The organism is Streptomyces sp. Root1310 (genome assembly GCF_001426425.1).
Lineage (GTDB): Bacteria > Actinomycetota > Actinomycetes > Streptomycetales > Streptomycetaceae > Streptomyces.
The window spans coordinates 135,036-156,102 of the sequence record NZ_LMEQ01000006.1 but is presented as its reverse complement, the minus strand read 5'-3'; the positions used below and the strand labels follow the sequence as shown (position 1 = coordinate 156,102).

15 protein-coding genes and 1 tRNA gene are annotated in these 21,067 nt (G+C 72.6%); 10 read left to right on the top strand and 6 right to left on the bottom strand.

Going from position 1 to position 21,067, the window contains the following annotated elements; genetic code table 11:
* Positions 1 to 96 precede the first annotated feature (96 nt).
* Entirely contained in the window at positions 97 to 1,083 is a 987-nt protein-coding gene (locus ASD48_RS15240) for an aldo/keto reductase (RefSeq protein WP_057602124.1), read from the top strand.
* The gene (locus ASD48_RS15235) at positions 1,080 to 3,470 is read left to right on the top strand and encodes a helix-hairpin-helix domain-containing protein (protein ID WP_057602123.1); all 2,391 of its coding nucleotides are present in this window, start codon (positions 1,080 to 1,082) and stop codon (positions 3,468 to 3,470) included. The genes ASD48_RS15240 and ASD48_RS15235 overlap by 4 nt, the downstream gene beginning before the upstream one ends.
* 133 nt (positions 3,471 to 3,603) lie before the next feature.
* On the opposite strand, the gene ASD48_RS15230 is transcribed toward ASD48_RS15235, so the two are convergent.
* A complete protein-coding gene (locus ASD48_RS15230) occupies positions 3,604 to 4,308 on the bottom strand; it encodes a hypothetical protein (RefSeq protein WP_057602122.1) in 705 nt (234 codons plus the stop codon).
* A 47-nt stretch (positions 4,309 to 4,355) separates the two neighbouring features.
* On the opposite strand from ASD48_RS15230, the gene ASD48_RS15225 reads away from it, so the two are divergent.
* Entirely contained in the window at positions 4,356 to 4,544 is a 189-nt protein-coding gene (locus ASD48_RS15225) for a DUF5703 family protein (protein WP_005485166.1), read from the top strand.
* Between the two features lie 69 nt (positions 4,545 to 4,613).
* On the opposite strand, the gene ASD48_RS15220 is transcribed toward ASD48_RS15225, so the two are convergent.
* From ASD48_RS15220 to ASD48_RS15210, 3 genes are all read right to left on the bottom strand, one after another.
* Positions 4,614 to 5,519 (bottom strand): chaplin, encoded by a 906-nt coding sequence (locus ASD48_RS15220; protein WP_057602121.1) that lies wholly within the window; start codon positions 5,517 to 5,519, stop codon positions 4,614 to 4,616.
* Positions 5,520 to 5,707: 188 nt separating this feature from the next.
* Positions 5,708 to 5,941 (bottom strand): chaplin ChpH, encoded by a 234-nt coding sequence (gene chpH / locus ASD48_RS15215; RefSeq protein WP_028806602.1) that lies wholly within the window; start codon positions 5,939 to 5,941, stop codon positions 5,708 to 5,710.
* Positions 5,942 to 6,118: 177 nt separating this feature from the next.
* Positions 6,119 to 7,447: a M20/M25/M40 family metallo-hydrolase gene (locus tag ASD48_RS15210; protein ID WP_057602120.1), complete on the bottom strand. Its 1,329-nt coding sequence runs from the start codon at positions 7,445 to 7,447 to the stop codon at positions 6,119 to 6,121.
* 208 nt (positions 7,448 to 7,655) lie between these two features.
* On the opposite strand from ASD48_RS15210, the gene ASD48_RS15205 reads away from it, so the two are divergent.
* Positions 7,656 to 7,740 (top strand) — tRNA-Leu (locus ASD48_RS15205).
* Positions 7,741 to 7,959: 219 nt separating this feature from the next.
* Positions 7,960 to 10,740, top strand: coding sequence for a SpoIIE family protein phosphatase (locus ASD48_RS15200; RefSeq protein WP_079073769.1), 2,781 nt, complete (start codon positions 7,960 to 7,962; stop codon positions 10,738 to 10,740).
* Between the two features lie 80 nt (positions 10,741 to 10,820).
* Here ASD48_RS15200 and ASD48_RS15195 read toward each other — a convergent pair whose 3' ends face one another.
* Complete coding sequence (locus tag ASD48_RS15195; RefSeq protein ID WP_242432593.1) at positions 10,821 to 11,699, bottom strand: ABC transporter substrate-binding protein; 879 nt, start codon at positions 11,697 to 11,699, stop codon at positions 10,821 to 10,823.
* A gap of 624 nt (positions 11,700 to 12,323) precedes the next feature.
* Between ASD48_RS15195 and ASD48_RS15190 the strand changes: the two genes are divergently transcribed.
* From ASD48_RS15190 to ASD48_RS15180, 3 genes are all read left to right on the top strand, one after another.
* Positions 12,324 to 16,190: a Pls/PosA family non-ribosomal peptide synthetase gene (locus ASD48_RS15190; protein ID WP_057602117.1), complete on the top strand. Its 3,867-nt coding sequence runs from the start codon at positions 12,324 to 12,326 to the stop codon at positions 16,188 to 16,190.
* A 77-nt stretch (positions 16,191 to 16,267) separates the two neighbouring features.
* A complete protein-coding gene (locus ASD48_RS15185) occupies positions 16,268 to 17,620 on the top strand; it encodes a M1 family metallopeptidase (RefSeq protein WP_057602116.1) in 1,353 nt (450 codons plus the stop codon).
* Positions 17,621 to 17,815: 195 nt separating this feature from the next.
* Entirely contained in the window at positions 17,816 to 18,226 is a 411-nt protein-coding gene (locus tag ASD48_RS15180; protein ID WP_057602115.1) for a YchJ family protein, read from the top strand.
* Between the two features lie 4 nt (positions 18,227 to 18,230).
* Here the strand turns inward: ASD48_RS15180 and ASD48_RS15175 are convergent, their stop codons facing one another.
* Positions 18,231 to 18,932: a FadR/GntR family transcriptional regulator gene (locus ASD48_RS15175; RefSeq protein ID WP_057602114.1), complete on the bottom strand. Its 702-nt coding sequence runs from the start codon at positions 18,930 to 18,932 to the stop codon at positions 18,231 to 18,233.
* 140 nt (positions 18,933 to 19,072) lie between these two features.
* Between ASD48_RS15175 and ASD48_RS15170 the strand changes: the two genes are divergently transcribed.
* Together ASD48_RS15170 and ASD48_RS15165 are read left to right on the top strand one after the other, a co-directional pair.
* Positions 19,073 to 19,588, top strand: coding sequence for a gluconokinase (locus tag ASD48_RS15170; protein ID WP_057602113.1), 516 nt, complete (start codon positions 19,073 to 19,075; stop codon positions 19,586 to 19,588).
* Positions 19,589 to 19,638: 50 nt separating this feature from the next.
* On the top strand, positions 19,639 to 21,036 hold the full coding sequence (locus tag ASD48_RS15165) for a gluconate:H+ symporter (protein ID WP_057602112.1): 1,398 nt from the start codon (positions 19,639 to 19,641) through the stop codon (positions 21,034 to 21,036).
* The last annotated feature ends 31 nt before the right edge of the window (positions 21,037 to 21,067 follow it).

The following is a 21,067-nucleotide window of genomic DNA, read 5'->3' as shown; positions in this document are numbered from 1 at the left end:
CGGGGTCCCGGCCTGCGGAACTCGGCTCCCCTTCCCGCGGATTCGGTTATCCACAGGCAACCCACTGCCCAGTTATGGCCAGTAATCTCGGCGTCCATGGAGCAGAGGCATCTCGGCCGCACCGGCCTGCGTGTGTCCCGCATCGGGCTCGGCACCCTGACCTGGGGCCGCGACACCGACGAGCACGACGCCGCGGACGTCATGAAGACGTTCTGGGAGGCGGGCGGGACCCTCGTCGACACGGCCGACGTGTACGGCGACGGGGACGCCGAGTACCTGCTGGGACGGCTGATGGAGGGCCTGGTGCCGCGCCGGGACCTGATCATCTCGACCAAGGCGGGCAGCGTCCCCGACCCGGACCGCCGCTACGACGGCTCCCGGGGGCACCTCCTCGCCGCCCTGGACACCTCGCTGGCCCGGCTGGGCACGGATCACGTCGACCTGTGGCAGGTGCACGCCTTCGACCCCGACACCCCGCTGGAGGAGACCCTCCAGGCGCTCGACATCGCTGTCACCAGCGGCCGCGCCAGATACGCCGGGGTCTCCAACTTCTGCGGCTGGCAGCTCGCCAAGGCGGCCACCTGGCAGCTCTCCGCGCCGGGCACCCGGACCCGGCTCGCGGCGACACAGATGGAGTACTCGCTGCTGCAACGCGGAGTCGAGCGCGAGGTGCTGCCGGCCGCCCTGGACCTGGGCATCGGTCTGCTGCCCTCCTCCCCGCTGGGCCGCGGCGTCCTCACCGGCAAGTACCGGGGCGACGCCCTGCCGCCCGACTCGCGCGGCGCCTCGGACCACTTCGGGCTCTTCGTCGAGCCGTATCTCGACGACACCGCGAGCCGCATCGTGGACGCCGTCGCGACCGCCGCCGACGGGCTCGCGGTGACCCCGCTCCAGGTCGCCCTCGCCTGGGTCCGCGACCGGCCCGGCGTGGCCGCCCCGATCGTCGGCGCGCGCAACGCGCAGCAGCTCACGGCCGCATTGTCAGTGGAGGCCCTTAGTCTTCCTGACGAGATCTGCCGGGCCCTCGACGACGTGTCGGCGCCCGTGCACCGCTATCCCGATCACGACTGGAGCACGCTGTGAGCACGGAGCCGGTTCCCCCGGAGAGCACCGAGAACGCCGGACCGGCGACGCCGGACGCCGCCGAGGAGCCCGGGACCCCGGACGACACCGCGCCGGCGCAGCCCGAACCGGCACCGGCCGACAGCGCTTCGACGAGCGACGACGACACTCCCGCCGCGCGCGACGCGCAGGGCGTGAGCGAGGGCGAGGGCGAGGAGACGCTCGCCGCGGCCGCAGCCGCAGACGCAGACCCGGCCACAGAGGCCGAAGCAGAAACGGAAGCAGGTACCGGGGCAGGTACCGAGGCGGGCGAGGCCGAGGCCGCCGCCGAAGCGGCCGCGCAGCTCTCCGAGGCGCAGGCCGAGCTCGCCGCGCAGAAGCTCGAGCGGGAGCGGATCGAGCGGCGCCGGGCCGAGAAGGCGGAGCCCATCGCCAGCGGGACCAAGCTGAGCGGGAAGGCCGCCGACCTGCTGGCGGCGGTGCGTGCGGTGGAGGGCGGGGCCAAGCCCCCGGCCACCGTGTTCGCCGAGCCGGCGCCCGCGCGCCGCCCCGCCCCGGAACCGGTACGCCGTCCCCAGCCCGTGCCCCCCGTACCGGCGGCGGTTGCCGCACCGGCACCCGCGGCGGAGGCCGTCGAGGGCGTGCGGCGCGTGCTCACCGACGGCGGCGCGCCCGAGACCCTCGCGCCGCAGACCGCCGCCGCGCTCGGTGAGGGCGCCGACGATCTGCTGCGCGAGGACCCGTGGCAGCTGCTGCGCGTCCCCGGCGTGCGTCCCGAGCAGGCCGACGGGTTCGCGCGGGCGCTGCTCGGCCCGGAGTGCGCCCCCGACGACGAACGGCGCGGCCGCGCGGTGACGGTCTGGCTGCTGGAACAGGCCGCCCTTGCCGGGCACACCGCCCTGGAGTTGCCGACGCTCACCGCCGCCCTCGTCCGGCAGTCCGTGCCGGACGCCGAGGCGGCCGTGCAGAGCGCGCTGGCCGAGGGCGAGGCCCTCGTCTTCCAGGACGCCCTGGACACGGTGGACGCCGCCCGCCCCGCTCAGCCCGAGAGGCCCACGGAGGACAGCGCGAACGGCGAGGACCACGGGGGCGAGAGCGGTCAGGACGGCGAGGAGTCCCGGCCGGTCCGTGTCCTGGTGGGCCTGGAGCGGTACGCGCTGGCCGAGGAGAGCCTCGCCGACGCGCTGGCCCGGGTGGTCAACTCCCTGGCCAAGGAGGCCTCCGCGCGGTGGGATTCGGTGACGGCCGGCGCGTCCGGCAGCACGGCCGAACTGTTGCGCGCCGTCGCCGGACACGGCCTGGTGCTGCACACCGGCGGCGACGCCTCACGTGCCGAACCGGCGGCGCTGCTCACCGCGGCCCGGACGCTGGGCCTGCGCGCGGTCGCGGCCTGCCACACGCCGGACGGACGGCAGCGGTTCGCCGCTCTGCTCGGCGAGCGGGCAGCGGACGGCGCCGTCGTGACCGTCCCGGGGCTGCTGGCCGGTACCGAGGGTCCCGGACGGGACGCCGAGGGGGCCTTCGCCCTCGACCTGCTGATCCTGCTCGACGCGCCGCAACTGGACGTGGAGAGCGCCGCGATGCTGGTGGAGTCGCTGCCGGACGGGGCGCGGCTGGTGCTCAGCGGCGACCCGGCGGTGCTCTGGTCGGCCGGCCCCGGCCGGGTCTTCGCCGATCTGCTCGCGGCGCGCGCCTGTCCGCAGGTCGCCTCGCGCACACCCGACCCGGGGCCGATCGGCGAACTCGTGTCCGGCGTCGGCATCGGCGAGCTGAACCAGGTCGACGCGCCCGGCAAGGAGATCGTGATCGTGCCCGTGCGGGAGGCGGGCGAGGCCGTGCACCGGACCGTGCAGCTCGTAGCCGACTCGGTGCCGCGGGCCTTCGGGATCACCCCCGAGGAGACGGTGGCGATCACCCCGGGGCACGGCGGCGCGGCCGGCACGCGCGCGCTGAACGCCGCCCTCAAGGAACGGCTCAATCCCGGCCCCGGCCGGTTCGGCGGCTTCGACCCCGGCGACCGGATCGCCTACTCGCCCGCGCCGGGCCGTACGGTGCCCGGCCGGGTGGTGACGGCCGACGCGGAGGGGCTGCACCTGTCCTGCGCCGACGGCCCGGTGGTCGTGCCGAGGGAACGGGTGGAGCAGTCCGTACGGCACGGGTGGGCGCTGACCGCCCACCAGGCCGTGGGCAGCCGGTGGCCCGCGGCGGTCGTGGTCCTGCCCGGGGACGCCGGGCAGGCGCTCTCACGCCCCTGGGTGTACACGGCGTTCGGCCGGGGGGAGCGCCATCTGTCCGTGGTGCACGGCGTCGAGCAGGCCCTGCCGAAGGCCGTCGCCGAGGTCCCGGCGAAGCCCCGCACGACCCGGCTTCCGCTGCTGCTGCGCGCGCAGGTCCCGGCGGCCGAGTAGCGCGAACGGCGGCGGTCCCGAGGGTCTCCCCCTCGGGACCGCCGCCGTCCTGCGCGGACCCGGAAGCCTCCGCTTCCCGTTTCCCGTACGCCGCTTCCGCACGCCGCTTCCGCATGCCGTTGCCGGCCGGCGGTCAGCGACGGCGGTCGGCGTCCAGCGGCTCCAGTTCCTCGTCCTCGACGTCGTCCACGAGATCCTCGTCGTCGCCGTCGTCACCCTCGTCGTCACCGTCGTCGAGGTCGTCGAACACCGAGCTCACGTCGAAGCGGCAGACCACCCGCCCGAGGTCGGCCTGCTCGAAGGGTGTCTCCAGCCACTCGCCCGGCTCGGCCGGTTCGTCGGCCGCCAGCACCCACAGCGTGGAGTCGCCCTCCTCCAGGCCGAACTCCTTGTGCCGGGAGGCGATCTCGTCCGCCTCGAACTCGCCGAACAGTATGCCCAGCGCCCCGTGCACCGTGTCCGAGACCGCCCCACCCACTCCCTCGTCGTCCGCCGCCTCGATCCGCTGGGCATGCGCCAGCAACCGCTGTGGCTCGGCGACGGCGTAGTCGCGTCGGATCAGCACACTCAGCGCGTTCGGCTCCTCGGGACCCGCGTACGGCGGCAGGGAGTCCTCCGCGCCGGGGATCTCGAAGGGCGTGACCTCGTCATACCGGTCGTAGAGCAGTTCGTCGTAGACCTCGGCGGCGGCGGCCAGCTCGTTGAACGCCTCGTAGACAGCCGGGTCGTCCTCCCCCGTCCTGCGTTCGACCGCGGCCAGGTGGCGGTCGAGCGCGGTCTTGACCGCCTCGGCGGCGGCGCGTACCTCGGCAGCGGTGGGCTGCGCAGCATCAGACATAGTGCAGACGCTATCCGTACCCGACCCCAGACCGCACAATAGATGCGATGCCGGAATACGAATTTGTCGACGTCTACGTACCGCGCGGGGTCTCCCGCAAGGACGCGACCCGACTGCTGACCGACCATGCCGAGTACGGACACTGGGAGTTGGACCGCCTGAGCCTGCTGCGTGACGGCAGCCGCAGGGTGCGGTTGCGCCGGCGGATCATCCGCCAGGTGCGGGCCACCTGGTGAGATGACCCCACGAGTACGGAGCGGGCCCCGCCGAGGCGGGGCCCGCTCCGTCGTGGGCACCCCGGCGGCTCACGCCGAGGGGCGCGCCTTGCGGTAGAGCACCGCGCCCGCGAGCAGCGCGCCCGCGCCGGCCGGCAGGGCGAGGCCCATCGGCAGCCCGCTGCCGGTGTGCGCGAGCTGCGCGGCGTGGGCGGCGGGCCGGTGGACGGCGGCGGCGCCGGCCGGGGTCACGTGATCCGAGGTGGACGGCACGCCCCCGGGCCGGGACGGGTTGGACTGTCCGTGCTCGCCCGGCTTGCCGGGGCCGTGCTCTCCGGGCTTGCCCGGCGTCTCGTGACCGCGGGAGGGGGGCGTGTGGGGGCCGGTACCGCTGTCGTTGGCGCAGTCGTTGCCGAAGGACGGGTTGAGGATCCCCACCACGTCGATGCTGTTGCCGCACACGTTGACCGGCACGTCGATCGGCGCCTGGACGTGGTTGCCGGAGCCGACACCGGGCGATCCGCCGGTGTGCCCGCCCGCGTGCGCGCCCCCGGAGCCGCCGTGCGTGCCGGAGCCGCCATGGCCGCCGCCGTGGTTCCCTCCGTGGCCGCCACCGTGGCTTCCGCCCCGGCCGCCACCGCCGCCCTGGTGGTCGCCGTAGCCACCGCCCTGATGGTCGCCGTAGCCACCGCCCCGGTGGTCGCCGTGACCGCCGCCGCGCTGATCGCCGTAGCCGCCCGACCGCGCACCGCCGCCCTTGTTGGCGCAGGAGTTGCCGAAGGTCGGGTTGAGCGCCCCGACGACGTCGACGGTGTTGCCGCAGACGTTCACCGGCACGTTGACGGGCGCCTGCACCGAGTTGCCCGACAGGACGCCGGGCGAGTCCGTGGCGCCGCCGTGCGCACCGGAGTCGGCGTGGGCGTAGCCGCCCGCGGCGGCGATCACCCCCGTCGCCGCCGCCACGGTCATGAGGCTTTTACGGGTGACCTGTCGCATTGCTGAATCCCTGCTTTCGATCTCGTCATTCGTCCCGAATGCGCTCGCATCATGGCAGCTGTTCGATTCATTTCGGGCTCTTCGACTTCTTCGGCTTTTCCTTCGGAAAAAGACCGGTCGGCCCCGGAGCGCATGGCGCGCGCTCCGGGGCCGACGGTGTGGACGTACGACCCCTCAGCGGGTCGACGTCACTTGTTGATGCAGGTGTTGCCGAAGGCGGGGTTCAGCAGCCCGATCACCGAGATCGTGTTGCCGCAGACGTTCACCGGGACATGCACGGGCACCTGGATCACGTTGCCCGAGGCGACACCCGGGGAGTGCACGGCAGCACCCTGGGCACCGGCATCGGCAACAGCCAGACCCGCGCCCGCGAGAACCAGCCCACCAGTGGCAGCCGCAGCAGCGACGACCTTCTTGATCATTATTCCTCCTTGTTGGCAATGCGATCCCAAGCAGCGGATCGCATCACCAGTAACGAGGGGGAATTAATGAGGCTACGCGCTTATCGGCGCATTCACTCTTCCCAGTCCCGCCCGTACAGGCGGCCGATTATCTTCGTCCGTTCTCCGCCCGGTGGATTCTCGTTTCACCGGGACAATTCAGGACGCGTCGATGAACCGGTCGAGCACGCGCACGCCGAACCGGAGCCCGTCCACCGGGACCCGCTCGTCCACGCCGTGGAACATCCCGGCGAAGTCCAGCTCCGGCGGCAGCTTCAGCGGCGCGAAGCCGAAGCCGCGGATGCCGAGGTCGTCGAAGGACTTGGCGTCCGTGCCGCCGGACAGCATGTAGGGGACGGCCTTGGCGGTCGGGTCCTCGGCGAGCAGCGCGGACTGCATCGCCTCGACCAGCGGCCCGTCGAAGGAGGTCTCCAGCGCCTTGTCGGAGTGCACGTCCTCGCGGCGCACCTTCGGGCCGAGGATCCGGTCGAGGTCGGCGAGGAACTCGTCCTCGTGCCCGGGCAGGAACCGCCCGTCGACGTGCGCGGTGGCCTCGCCCGGGATGACGTTGACCTTGTAGCCGGCGCCCAACTGGGTCGGGTTGGCGGTGTTGCTCAGCGTCGCGCCGATCAGCTTGGCGATCCCGCCCAGCCTGGCGAGGGTCGCCTGCATGTCCTCGGGGTCCAGCTGGGTGCCCAGCGCGTCGCCGAGCTCGTCGAGGAAGGCGCGGGTCGTCTTGGTGACCCGTACCGGGAAGGTGTGCCGGCCGAGCCGCGCGACCGCCTCGGAGAGTTCGGTGATGGCGTTGTCCCGGTGGATCATCGAGCCGTGTCCGGCGGTGCCGGCCACGGTCAGCTTCATCCAGTGCATGCCCTTCTCGGCCGTCTGGATGAGGTAGAGCCGCCGCTCCTCGCTCACGGTGAACGAGAACCCGCCCACCTCGCTGATCGCCTCGGTGACGCCCTCGAAGAGGTCGGGGTGGTTGTCGACGAGGTGACGGGCTCCGTAGGTGCCGCCCGCCTCCTCGTCCGCGAGGAACGCGAGCACGATGTCGCGCGGCGGCCTGCGCCCGGAGCGCAGCCGGTCGCGGACGACCGCCAGCGTCATCGCGTCCATGTCCTTCATGTCGACCGCGCCCCGGCCCCACACACATCCGTCGGCGACCTCGCCGGAGAAGGGGTGGTGGGTCCAGTCGACCGCGTTGGCCGGCACGACGTCGAGGTGACCGTGGATGAGCAGCGCGGGCCTGGACGAGTCCTCGCCCTCGATGCGGGCCACGGTGGAGGCGCGGCCCGGGTGCGATTCGAAGATCTTCGGTTCGAGTCCCACTTCGGCGAGCTTCTCTGCGACCCATTCGGCCGCCTTGCGTTCACCCGGACCCGAGTGGTCGCCGTAGTTGCTGGTGTCGATCCGGATCAGCTCGCGGCAGAGGTCCACGACCTCGTCCTCGCCGGTGACGCTCCTGGCCGTGCCGTCGGTCGCGCTCACGCTGGTTCCTCCCGCTGTCACTGCTGGTGGGTCCCCCTCATCCTCCCTCTCCCCCGCTCCCCGCCCAAGGCCGGTCCCGGCCCGACACACGCCGTTCACGCGAGACGCGGCCGGCCGGCGGGGCGGCTGGCCCGTGATCGGGCACCCCGGAAAGCCTGGTAATGTTTACGACGTCGCCGCGAGGGAAACCCCGCACGACAGACACCTTGTCCGGGTGGCGGAATGGCAGACGCGCTAGCTTGAGGTGCTAGTGCCCTTTATCGGGCGTGGGGGTTCAAGTCCCCCCTCGGACACAGAAGAAGAACCGGAGCGGGGCGTTCGGAAGATCGCCTTCGACGGGTTCACGAAGTGCCGGTGAGTCATAGGACTCACCGGCACTTCGTCGTTCCTGGAGCCTTCGAGTGTCGCGGGCCGGGTGTCACGGCCGGGGTTCCCGCGCCTCTCGGGTCGGTCGGCTTCGGGCCACGTCGGTCCGGGCCGCGCCCTCCGGGCCGGTCACTGATACTGGGAAAATGGGCAAACTCGGGCAACATGCCCCAGCGAGCCGACAGGCCGACCGCGTGCCACCGAGGGGCGGGCCACCGGAGACCGGCCCGGCGGCCCGTCACCAATCGGCCGGCCGACGTCTGCTGTCGTTGCGGAAACCGCGCAGCGTCGCCGGTCAGGTCTTCCTGCTGCAACTGGTGGTCGTCCTCCTGCTCATCGTCACGGCCGTGGTGGTGCTCGTGCTCCAGGACCGTAACCGGGCGATCCAGGAAGCCGGCGACCGGTCACTGGTGGCGGCCGAGTCGTTCGCGAACGCCCCGGGCACCGCGGAGGCGATGAAGAGCGACGACCCGACGGCGGCGCTCCAGCCGCACGCCGAGGCGGTGCGCAAGAGGACCGGCGTCGACTACGTCGTGGCGCTGAGCCCCTACGGCTTCCGGTGGACCCACCCGGACCCGGACCAGATCGGGAAGCACGTCTCCACCTCCTACGGCCAGGCGCTCGAAGGCGAGCCCCACCAGACCACGTTCGACAGCAGTCTGGGGAAGGCGGTCGACTCGACGGTGGCCGTCTTCGACGAGAAGGGAACCGCGGTCGGCCTGGTCACCGTGGGAGTCACGGTGGACAAGGTGACCAGTGTGGTGCAGCACCAACTGCCGGTGATCTTCGCCGCAGGCGGTGTCGCACTGCTGCTGGCCGCGGGTGGGTCGGCACTGGTCAGCGGGCGCCTGCGGCGCCAGACCCGGGGCCTGGGGCCGGTGGAGATGACCCGCATGTACGAGCACCACGACGCGGTGCTGCACGCGGTGCGCGAAGGCGTGATCATTCTGGACGGTGAGGGAAGGCTGCTGCTGGTCAACGACGAGGCGCGCCGGCTGCTCGCACTGCCGCCGGAGGCCGAGGGCAGCCCGGTCACCTCACTCGGGCTGAGCCCGGCCCTGGCCGAGCTGCTCGCATCGGGCCGGGCGGCCACGGACAAGGTCTTCCTGGCCGGGGACATCCTGCTCGCGGTCAGCGTGCGGCTGGTGGGCTCACAGGGGGGCAGCGTGGCCACCTTGCGTGACACCACGGAGCTGCGCGCCCTCGCGGGCCGGGCGGACGTGGCCGGCGGGCGCCTGCAACTGCTCTACGAGGCCAGCACACGGATCGGTACCACCCTGGACATGCAGCGCACCGCCGAGGAACTGACCGAGGTGGCGGTCCCGCGCTTCGCCGACTACGCCACCGTCGAATTGATGGAGCCCGTGCTGCAAGGGGGCGAACCGACGGGCGCGAGTAGGAAGATGCGCCGTATCGCAGCCGAGGGCATCCGGGACGACGTGCCCCTCTACCCCGTCGGGAGGCGTATGCATTACGCGCCCGACAACCCCGTGGCCATAGGGATGAGCACCGGCCGGCCGGTCCTGGTGGCGGACCTCGCCATGGCCGACGGATGGCGGGTCCAGAACCCGGAGCGGGCCCGGAAGGTCATCGATTTCGGTATCCACTCCATGATCTCTGTGCCGCTCCAGGCCCGAGGCCAGCTGCTGGGTGTCGTGGAGTTCTGGCGTTCGGAGCAGGACCCCTTCGAGCCGGACGACCTGTCCCCCGCCGAGGAACTCGCCGCCCGGGCGGCCGTGTGCATCGACAACGCGCGGCGATACACCCGCGAGCACACCACGGCCGTCACCCTCCAACGCAGCCTGCTGCCCGGCGCGCTCCCCGAGCTGTCCGCCCTGGAGGTCGGGCACCGGTACCTGCCCGCCCAGGCGGGGGTGGGCGGCGACTGGTACGACGTCATCCCGCTGCCGGGGGCCCGGGTGGCCCTGGTGGTCGGCGACGTCGTCGGACACGGCCTGCACGCCGCCGCGACGATGGGTCGTCTGCGGACCGCGGTGCACAACTTCGCCGCCCTGGACCTGCCTCCGGACGAGCTTCTGGCGCACCTGGACGAGCTGATCACCCGGATCGACGAGGACGCGGCGGCCGAGGGCAACACCGAGGCCGTGTCCGGTGCGACCTGCCTGTACGCGGTCTACGATCCGGTCTCCGGGCGGTGTGTCCTCGCCCGGGCCGGTCATCCCGGGCCGGCGCTGGTCTCGCCCGACGGCTCCGTGACCTTCCCCGACATCCCCGTCGCTCCGCCACTCGGCGTGGGAGGAGGTCTGCCGGTCGAGACGGCCGTGCTCCGGTTGGCGGCCGACAGCCGACTGGTCCTCTACACCGACGGCCTGGTCGAGGCCCGGGGCCGTGACTTCGACACCGGCCTCGGCATGCTGAGGCAGGCGCTCGCCCATACGGACGGCACCACCCCGGACGACACCTGCCGTGCGGTGCTCGACGCGATGCTGCGCACCAGGTCCAGTGACGATGTCGCGCTGCTCGTCGCACGCACCCGGCTGCTCGACCCGGCGCAGGTCGAGGAGTGGGAGGTGCCCGACGACCCGGCGGCCGTCTCCCGGATCCGCGCCGAGGCCACCCGCAGGCTGGAATCCTGGGGGCTCGGCGAGGCCGCGTTCACGACCGAGCTGATCCTCAGCGAACTCGTGACGAACGCCATCCGGTACGGAGCGAGTCCCATCAGCCTGCGGCTGCTGCGCGACCGCGACAGTCTGATCTGCGAGGTCTCCGACGGCACCAGCACCTCCCCGCACCTGCGCCGCGCGGCCTTCACCGACGAGGGGGGTCGTGGTCTGTTCCTGGTCGCGCAGATGTCCCGCCGCTGGGGGACCCGGTACACCGACCGAGGCAAGATCATCTGGGCTGAGCAGGCGCTCGACGCCGGAGCCGCCGGGGACCTGAGCGGTGTCCTGATGGCGGACCTGTGAGGCGGGACGGCAACCGGACCGCCGCTCCGGGTGTCCCGCGCGGGGCGCGTCGGGCGCCGCGCGCGGGACACCCGGAGCGTTCAGGAGCCGCCGCCGACCGTGAAGTACGGGATCTTGGCCGGGTCCTGGCCGAAGGCGGCCCCCAGATAGACGGCCGACAGCTTGGTGAGCGTTCCGTCGTCGATCAGCTGCCTGATGATCCGGTCCAGCTCGTCCTTTTCGGGTGAGCCCTTCGGGTAGAGGGCGCCGTAACCCTGGTCGGTCCTGTACTGGCCCACGAGACGCACCTTGCCCTCCCGCTTCTGGGGATACGCCAGCAGGATCGTCGTGTCGTGGACGACCGCGTCGATGCGTCCCTCCTCCAGCGCCGTGACCATCTCCGGGTCGTTGGGGAACGCGGTGACGGGCTTGGTCGGCTTGAGGCGCTTCTTGACGAACTCCTCGCCCGTGGTGCCCTCGGCCACTCCGATGCGGACGTCACGGATGTCGGCTTCGTCGATCTTCTCCTCGTCCCTGATCAGCACTCCCAGGGTCGAGGAGAGGTAGGGCGGGGAGAACTCGGCCACCTTGCTCCGTTCCGGGGTGATCGTGATCTGCGCCAGGGCCAGGTCGAAGTCCTTGGTCCGGCCGGACACGACCTCCGGAAAAGGGGCGTTCTCGACCTTCACCCGGTCGAGCCCGGATCGATAGGCGATGTTGGCGGCCATGCAGTACTCGTAGCCGCTCTTGATGGAGTCCGGCGTGCGGCCGTTCCACCAGCCGGGCGCGGGCAGGGTGGTTTTGACCGTGAGGGCGCCCGCCGTCTCGGGTGACAGGTGGAACTCCCCGTAATGTCCCGAGATCGGGCAGTCGCCGTAGTGGGCATTCGGCGACTGCGACCCGCCCTGGTCACAGGCCGATGTCGCGACGATGAGCGCCAGGCCGACAGTCAGAGAGCCGATCGCTGCCGCGGCGCGCATCATTGCACCTCCGGTAGGGGCATGCTCCTCGATTCACCATAAAACACCATGAACCATACGACTGCCGGAGCCGCGCGCGAGGACTCCGGGGCGCGGGTCGGGCCACCGGCCTGCGCGGGTCGGGCCACCGGCCTGCCGTCGGTGCGGCAGTGGCCGGGCGGAAGCGCGAGCCATGCCCCCGCCGCACCGCGTCCCGGCCGTGCCGCGCCCGGCCTGATCGGCCGGGCGGCTGCCGGAAGCGGCCACGGAGCGGGTCGCCCACGGGACGCGGCCCCTCGGCGCTCCGCAACGAGGCCGCCGCCGACACGCGGTGTGCGCACCCTTCGTCGTCGACGCCGACCGCGCTCAGGGTGCGCAGCTCAAACCGGGACATCAGGTCGGCGAAGGCGTCCTTCCCGCCGATGTGGGGCAAGTCTCGCCGCAGCGCGAAGCCTCCAGGTCAGAACGGTGCCGTTGATCTTCCTCGGCGCCCCGGACGGCCTTCCCGGGTGGCCGGGCCCCCCGGGCGCGCCTAGCGTCGTACTAAAATTTCCGGCTTGTTACGGAGCTGGACCGGACAACCCCAGGCAGACCTGCGGGCCCGCCGGCTCCCCGGAGGCTTCCGGGATCGAGACGCGAGGACCGATGGCAGCCATCGACGAGAGCAGTGCTCTCGGCCTGCTCGACGAAGAAATCCGCGCACAACTCGGCGACACCGCCCGCTTCTCCGGCGGCCCCGCCACCTCCCCCCGCACCCTCGTCGACATCTTCGACGCGTCCGTGCGGTCGTTCCCGGACGAGCTCGCCCTGGACGACGGCAGCACGACCCTCACCTACCGCGCCCTCGCCGTCGAGGTGGAGAACCTCCGGCGCCGGCTCTCCGCCGCCGGGGTCGGGCTCGGCGACCGGGTGGGCATCCGGGTCCCTTCCGGCACCAACGACCTCTACGTGGCGATCCTCGCCGTCCTCGCCGTCGGCGCGGCCTATGTCCCGGTGGACGCCGAGGACCCCGACGAGCGGGCCGAGCTGGTCTTCGGGGAGGCGGACGTACGGGCCGTCGTCGGCGCCGGGCACGAGATCACCGTCCACGGCACGCCGACGTCGGCCGCCGCCCGGCCCGGCACCGAGCACGACGCCTGGATCATCTTCACCTCCGGCTCGACCGGCAAGCCCAAGGGCGTCGCCGTCAGTCACCGCAGCGCCGCCGCCTTCGTGGACGCCGAGGCCGCGCTGTTCCTCGCCGATGAGCCGATCGGACCCGTCGACCGGGTCATGGCCGGGCTCTCCGTGGCCTTCGACGCCTCCTGCGAGGAGATGTGGCTGGCCTGGCGCTACGGGGCCTGTCTGGTGCCCGTGCCCCGCTCCCAGGTCCGCAGCGGCGCCGATCTGGGGCCCTGGCTGGTCGAGCAGGAGATCACGGTCGTCTCCACGGTGCCGACACTGGCCGCGCTGTGGGAGCCCGAGACCCTCAACGACGTACGGCTGCTGATCTTCGGCGGTGAGGCCTGCCCGCCCGAGCTGGTGCAGCGGCTGGTGACGGAGGGACGGGAGGTCTGGAACACGTACGGGCCGACCGAGGCCACCGTCGTCGCCTGTGCCTCCCTGATGTCCGGCGAGGAGCCGATCCGGATCGGGCTGCCGCTCAGGGGCTGGGAGCTGGCGGTGGTGGACGAGGCCGGGGAGCCGGTGCCGCTGGGCGGCAGCGGACAGCTGGTGATCGGCGGGGTCGGACTCGCGCGGTATCTCGATGCCGAGAAGGACGCGGAGAAGTACGCGCCGCTGAAGTCGCTGGGCTGGGAGCGGGCGTACCGCAGCGGCGACCTGGTGCGCGCCGACGCCGGGGGGCTCGTCTTCCTCGGGCGGGCCGACGAGCAGATCAAGCTCGGCGGGCGGCGGATCGAGCTGGGCGAGGTGGACGCGGCACTCCAGGCACTGCCGGGTGTCGCGGGGGCCGCCGCCGCCGTGCGGACCGCCCGCAGCGGCAACCAGCTCCTGGTCGGATACGTCGTGACGCAGGACGGCTGGGACCAGGCGGCCGCCGTGCGGCGGCTGCGCGCCGAGCTGCCGGCCGCCCTCGTACCGCTGCTCGCCCCGGTGGCCGAGCTGCCGACCCGCACCTCGGGCAAGGTCGACCGCAACGCCCTGCCCTGGCCCCTGGAGGGTGTGGAGACGGGCGGCCCGGCCGAGCAGTTGTACGGCACCGAGGCCTGGCTGGCGGAGCAGTGGACCGAGGTCCTCGGCATCCCCGTGGGCAGTGCCCGGGACGACTTCTTCGCGATCGGCGGCAGCAGTCTCGCCGCCGCCCAGCTGACGACACGGCTGCGCACCCGCTATCCCAGCGCGGCCGTCCTCGACATCTACCAGCAGCCCACCCTGCGCAAGCTGGCCCGGCATCTGGAGAGGTCGGCGCAGGACGACGGGGCGACCCGCGTCATCGCCCCGGTTCCCGCGCGCGCCAAGGTGATCCAGACGCTGCTGCTCGTACCGCTGTTCACCCTGCTGGGGCTGCGCTGGACGGTGCCGCTGGTCGCCGCCGGCAATCTGCTGCCCGGGTACGCCTGGCTGCCGACCGCCCCGTGGTGGCTGGTCGTCTCCGCCGCGCTGCTGCTCTTCAGCCCGCCCGGACGGCTCGCGATCGCCGCGGGCGGGGCACGGCTGCTGCTGCGCGGTGTGCGGCCGGGACGTCACGCGCGTGGTGGCGGCGTCCATCTGCGGCTGTGGACGGCGGAGCGGCTGGCCGAGTTCAGCGGGGCGACCTCGCTGACCGGGTCCTGGCTGGAGCGCTACGCGCGGGCCCTGGGGGCCAAGGTCGGGCCGGACGTGGACCTGCACTCGCTGCCGCCGGTGACCGGCATGCTGAAGCTGGGCCGGGGCGCGGCCGTGGAGTCCGAGGTGGATCTGTCCGGCTGGTGGCTGGACGGCGACCGGCTGGAGCTCGGCACGGTCAAGGTGGGCGCGCACGCCGTCGTCGGCACGCGCAGCATGCTCTTCCCCGGCGCCCGGGTCGGCAAGCGGGCCGAGGTGGCGCCGGGTTCCGCGGTCACGGGTCAGGTTCCCACCGGTCAGCGGTGGGCGGGCGCGCCCGCGGTCAAGCTCGGCAAGGCCAAGCGCAACTGGCCCAAGGAGCGGCCGGGGCGCGGCACGTCCTGGCGTGTGCTGTACGGCCTGTCCGGTTTCGCGCTGACCTCGCTGCCGGTGCTGGCGGCCGGGGCTGCCCTGCTGGTGGCGAGCCTCTTCGTGGCCCCCGGCGGCGGGCTCGGTGAGGCACTGCGGGGCGCCGCGCTCGCCCTGGTCCCGGCCACGCTCTCGTTCGGTCTGGCGTACGCCGTGCTGCTGCTGGTCGCCGTCCGGCTGCTGAGCATCGGTCTGCGCGAGGGCACGCATCCCACGCACAGCAGGATCGGCTGGCAGGCCTGGACCGTCACGCAGCTCATGGACCACTCTCGCGAGACCCTCTTCCCGCTGTACGCGGGGCTGGTCACGCCGGTGTGGCTGCGGTTGCTCGGGATGCGGATCGGCAAGGGCGCCGAGGTGTCGACCGTCCTCGCGCTGCCCAGCCTGACCACGGTCGGCGAGGGCGCGTTCCTCGCCGACGACACACTGACCGCGCCGTACGAGCTCGGCGGCGGCTGGATGCGGATCGGGCGGGCGGAGATCGGGCGGCGGGCGTTCCTCGGCAACTCAGGGATGACCGGGCCGGGGCGGAGCGTGCCGGACGGCGGCCTGGTGGGGGTGCTGTCGGCGACGCCGAAGAAGGCGAAGAAGGGCAGCTCCTACCTGGGGCTGCCGCCGGTGAAGCTGCCGCGGAACACGACCGACGGCGACCAGAGCCGGACGTACGAGCCGCCCGCGCGGCTGCTGTGGGCGCGCGCCCTGGTGGAGCTGTGCCGGATCGTGCCGGTGTTCTGCTCGGCGGGACTTGCCGTGCTGACCGTGGCCGCGCTGTGCGCGCTGGGCGTCCGGGCGCCGCTGCTGGCCGGGCTCGTCCTGCTCGGGGCGGGGGGCGCGGCGGCCGTCGTGTCGATCGCCGCCAAGTGGCTGCTCGTCGGACGGCATCGCAGCGGCGAGCATCCGCTGTGGTCGGGCTTCGTGTGGCGCAACGAGCTGGCGGACACGTTCGTGGAGGTCGTGGCGGTGCCGTGGCTGGCGGGCGCCGTGCCGGGCACGCCGGTGATGACGGCGTGGCTGCGCGGGCTCGGCGCGCGGATCGGCAAGGGCGTGTGGGTGGAGAGCTACTGGCTGCCCGAGTCGGACCTGGTGACCCTCGAGGACGGGGCGACGGTGAACCGTGGGTGCGTCCTGCAGACTCACCTCTTCCACGACCGGATCTTGCGGACGGATACTGTGGTCCTCCGTGAGGGTGCCACGCTGGGCCCTGGCGGGATCGTGCTGCCCGGCAGCACGATCGGGGCCCGGACGACCCTGGGTCCCGCGTCGCTCGTCATGGCCGCGGAGTCCGTCCCGGACGACACCCGCTGGCTCGGCAATCCGATCGAGGCATGGCGTCCCTGAGAAGGGGCTACTCGCAGTCGGTGGGCGGTGCACCGGCGGCGGGTGGTTCGAGCACAGGTCAGGGAGCGGACGGGGACGTGGCAGTTCAGCAGGCGGTCGGGCCGGATCCGTATTTCCCGGCGAACGGTGATTCCCGTTACCGGGTGCACCGCTACGAGCTCACGCTGGACTACCGGCCCGCCCCGAACCGGCTGTCGGGGGCGGCGCGGATCAACGCCATCGTGGGACGCTCGGCCCTGCCGGAGTTCCAGCTGAACCTGGCCGACTTCAAGATCGGCCGGGTCCGGGTGGACGGCCGGCCCACGCACTACACCCACCGCGGCGGCCGGCTGCGCGTCCGGCCGGCCAAGCCGCTGCGCGCCGGGGCCGCCTTCACCGTCGAGGTGCACTGGTCGGGCAACCCCAAGCCGGTGAACAGCCCCTGGGGCGGCCTCGGCTGGGAGGAGCTGGGCGACGGGGCGCTGGTGGCCAGCCAGCCCGTCGGGGCGCCCTCCTGGTACCCGTGCAACGACCGGCCCGCGGACAAGGCGTCGTACCTGATATCGGTCACGACGCCGTCGGCGTACTCGGTGGTGGCGGGCGGCCGGCTGCTGACGCGGACCACGAAGGCCTCGACGACCACGTGGGTGTACGAGCAGGCGGCGCCGACGTCGAGCTATCTGGTCGGCCTGTCGATCGGGAAGTACCAGACCGTGCTGCTGGGCGACCCGGGGCTCGGGGGCATCCCCCAGCACGGGCACATCCCGGCGGAGCTGCTGGCGGAGTTCTCGCGGGACTTCGCGCGACAGCCCGGCATGATGCACCTCTTCCAACAGCTCTTCGGGCCCTACCCGTTCGACGAGTACGCGGTCGTGGTGACCGAGGAGGAGCTCGATGTCCCCGTCGAGGCGCAGGGGTTGTCGCTGTTCGGCGCCAACCACGTGGACGGCGCGCGGGGTTCGGAGCGGCTGGTGGCGCACGAGCTGGCGCACCAGTGGTTCGGCAACAGTGTGTCCATCGCCGACTGGCGGCACATCTGGCTGAACGAGGGGTTCGCGAAGTACGCGGAGTGGCTGTGGTCGGAGCGGTCGGGCGGGCGCAGCGCGCAGCAGCTCGCCGCGGTCGCGCACCGGTCACTGGCCTCGCTGCCGCAGGACCTGCGCCTCGCCGACCCCGGCCGCAAGTCGATGTTCGACGACCGGCTCTACGAGCGCGGCGGGCTGACCGTGCACGCGCTGCGCTGCGCGCTCGGCGACGACGCCTTCTTCCGGATGCTGCGCGCCTGGCTCGGGCTGCACCGGGGCGGTTCGGTGACAACGTCGACGCTGACCGCGCACGTGGCCCGGTTCGCACCGGAGCCCCTGGACGACCTGTTCGAGGCATGGGTGCACGGCACGGCGCTGCCGCCGCTGCCGGTCCCGTCGGTGGGGCGCGGCGCGGAGTCGGCGTAGGCGCTCCGCTGTGCTCGCGGCGACGAACCGACCGGTGGTGAGCCGACCGGTGGTGAGCCGACCGGTGGTGAGCCGGCGGGCGCGGTGTTCGGCCTGCGGGCCGGTGGGGACCGATCGCGCGGTTCCCCACCTCCCTCTCGCGGGGCGCTGCGCCCCCCCGGCAGAAGTGATCGGCGGGGCGGGCACAATGGGGCCATGGCCCGACGCAACGCCCGCCCGCGCACTTCCCCCGTCGGCTGCCCGTGCGGGCTGCCCGCGGCCTACGAGGCCTGCTGCGGCCGTTTCCACGCGGGTGGCGGCTCCGCGCCGACCGCCGAGGAGCTCATGCGGTCGCGGTACAGCGCCTTCGTGCGGGGGGACGTGGGGTATCTGCTGCGGACGTGGCATCCGCGGACGCGGCCGGAGCGGCTCGAGCTCGATCCGGGGATGCGGTGGACGGGCCTGGAGATTCTCGGGACGGCGGACGGGAGCGCCTTCCACACGACCGGGACCGTGGAGTTCCGGGCCTCCTACCGGGGCGGCGCGCTGCACGAGCGCAGCCGCTTCGAGCGGGTGGCCGGGGCGTGGGTGTACGTGGACGGGGAGTTCCCGGAGGGCTCGGAATGAGCCGCTAGGGCGCCAGGATGTCCAGTTCCTGGAGGGCGCCGACCGTGATCTCCCGGGTCAGTCGTTCCGCGCGGGCCGCGTCGCCCTCGCGGACCGCCTCCGCGACCTGGACGTGAAGGGTGACGGCGGCGGGGTCGGGGTCCTCGAACATGACCTCGTGATGGGTGCGGCCCGCCAGGACCTCCGCGACGACGTCGCCGAGGCGGGCGAACATCTCGTTGCCCGAGGCGGCGAGGATCACCCGGTGGAAGGCGACGTCGTGGACGAGGTACGCCTCCAGCCGGTGGCCGCGTGAGTTGGTCACCATGCCGAGCGCGCACTCCGTGAGTTCGGCACACTGCTCCGCCGTGGCGTGTGTCGCCGCCAGGCCCGCCGCGACCGGCTCGATCGCCGAGCGCAGGACGGTGAGCGAGCGCAGCTGGTGCGGGCGGTCGGCGCCGGCCAGCCGCCAGCGGATGACCTGCGGGTCGTAGACGTTCCACGCGGCCCGGGGGCGGACCGTCACGCCCACGCGGCGGCGGGACTCGACCAGGTGCATCGACTCCAGGACGCGGACGGCCTCGCGCATCACCGAGCGGGAGACGTCGAAGCGCTGGGCCAGTTCGTCGGTGCGCAGAACACTGCCCGGCGGGTACTCACCCGCGGTGATGGCGGGGCCCAGGGCGTCCAGTACTCGGCCGTGCAGACCCCGGCCCGGAGTGGTCATGCACTCAGAGTACGGGGTAGATCACGGAGCCAAAAAGTCAGACTTATTTGTCACACACTCTTGAATTCGTCGTACCTAATCGGTTTCAGTGTCGTCGGCGTCCGTTGGCGTCAGACGTCGAGGCAGACAGCGAGGCAGAGATGCGTACCCCCCATGTCGTCGTGGTGATGGGCGTCGCCGGCACGGGCAAGACCACCATCGGTCCCCTGCTCGCCGCCCGGTTGGGTGTTCCGTACGCCGAGGGCGACGACTTCCACCCGCAGGCCAATATCGACAAGATGTCGGCCGGCACCCCGCTCGACGACGACGACCGCCGGCCCTGGCTGGACGCCATCGGCGGCTGGGCGGACGCGCGGGCCGGACTCGGCGGGGTCGTCAGCTGCTCGGCACTGAAGCGGTCGTACCGCGACCGGCTGCGGGCGACGGCTCCCGGGGTCGTCTTCGTGCATCTCGCGGGCGACCGCGCGCTGATCGAGGACCGCATGGCGCACCGGCAGGGCCACTTCATGCCGACCGCGCTGCTCGACTCCCAGTTCGCCACGCTCCAGCCGCTCCAGGCGGACGAGGCGGGCGTCGTCGTCGACGTCTCCGGCAGCCCGGAGTCCATCACCGGGCGGGCCGTGGCCGCGCTCGACGCGCTTCCCCAGCCTGCCTGAACACCTCGTTCCTCCCTCCCCGTCCCCATGACCTGCAAGGGAATCCACCCGTGACCAGACTCAGTGTCGAGATGCTGGCAGCGGACGCCGTCGAGCCGATCACCTCGGCCGGCCACGCGCAGCTGGGCATCGCCGTTCTGGCGGGCATCGCCGTGATCGTCCTGCTCATCACCCGGTTCAAGCTCCACGCCTTCCTGGCGCTGACCATCGGCTCGCTCGCGCTGGGCGCGTTCGCCGGGGCGCCGCTGGACAAGGCCATCGCCTCCTTCACCACCGGGCTCGGCGCCACCGTCGCCGGGGTGGGCGTGCTGATCGCGCTGGGCGCGATCCTCGGCAAGATGCTCGCGGACTCCGGCGGCGCCGACCAGATCGTGGACACGATCCTCGCGAAGGCGGGCGGCCGCTCGATGCCGTGGGCGATGGTGCTCATCGCCTCGGTGATCGGTCTGCCGCTGTTCTTCGAGGTGGGCGTGGTGCTGCTGATCCCCGTCGTGCTGATGGTCGCCAAGCGGGGCAACTACTCGCTCATGCGGATCGGCATCCCGGCGCTGGCCGGTCTGTCGGTGATGCACGGCCTCGTCCCGCCGCATCCCGGTCCGCTGGTCGCGATCGACGCGGTCGGCGCCAACCTGGGTGTCACCCTGGCGCTCGGCGTGCTCGTCGCCGTCCCGACGGTCGTCGTCGCGGGTCCGCTGTTCTCGCGGGTCGCCGCCCGCTGGGTCGACGTCCCCGCTCCCGACCGCATGATCCCCCAGCGGCCCTCCGAGGACCTGGAGAAGCGGCCCGGTTTCGGCGCCACCCTCGCGACCATTCTGCTGCCCGTCGTCCTCATGCTGTCCAAGGCGCTGGTCGACATCGTCGTGGACGACCCCGAGCACACCGTGCAGCGCGTCTTCGACGTCGTCGGATCCCCGCTGATCGCGCTGCTGACCGCGGTACTCGTCGGCATCTTCACCCTGCTCCGGCCCGCCGGGTTCGCCAAGGACCGGATCTCGGGGCTGGTCGAGAAGGGCCTCGCGCCCATCGCGGGCATCCTGCTGATCGTCGGCGCGGGCGGCGGCTTCAAGCAGACGCTGATCGACTGCGGCGTGGGCCAGATGGTGCTGGACATCTCCGAGGACTGGTCGATCCCGGCGCTGCTGCTGGCCTGGCTGATCGCGGTGACCATCCGGCTGGCGACCGGTTCGGCGACCGTGGCGACGATCTCGGCGGCCGGCCTGGTCGCGCCGCTCGCGGCCGACATGTCGACCACGCACACCGCCCTGCTGGTCCTGGCCATCGGCGCCGGCTCGCTGTTCTTCAGCCATGTCAACGACGCCGGATTCTGGCTGGTGAAGGAGTACTTCGGGCTCAGCGTCGGTCAGAACATCAAGACCTGGTCGGTCATGGAGACCATCATCTCCGTGGTCGCCGGTGGCCTGGTCCTGCTCCTCTCTCTGGTCATATAGCGGTACGGCGGGAGCGGGAAGGAGAAGGACC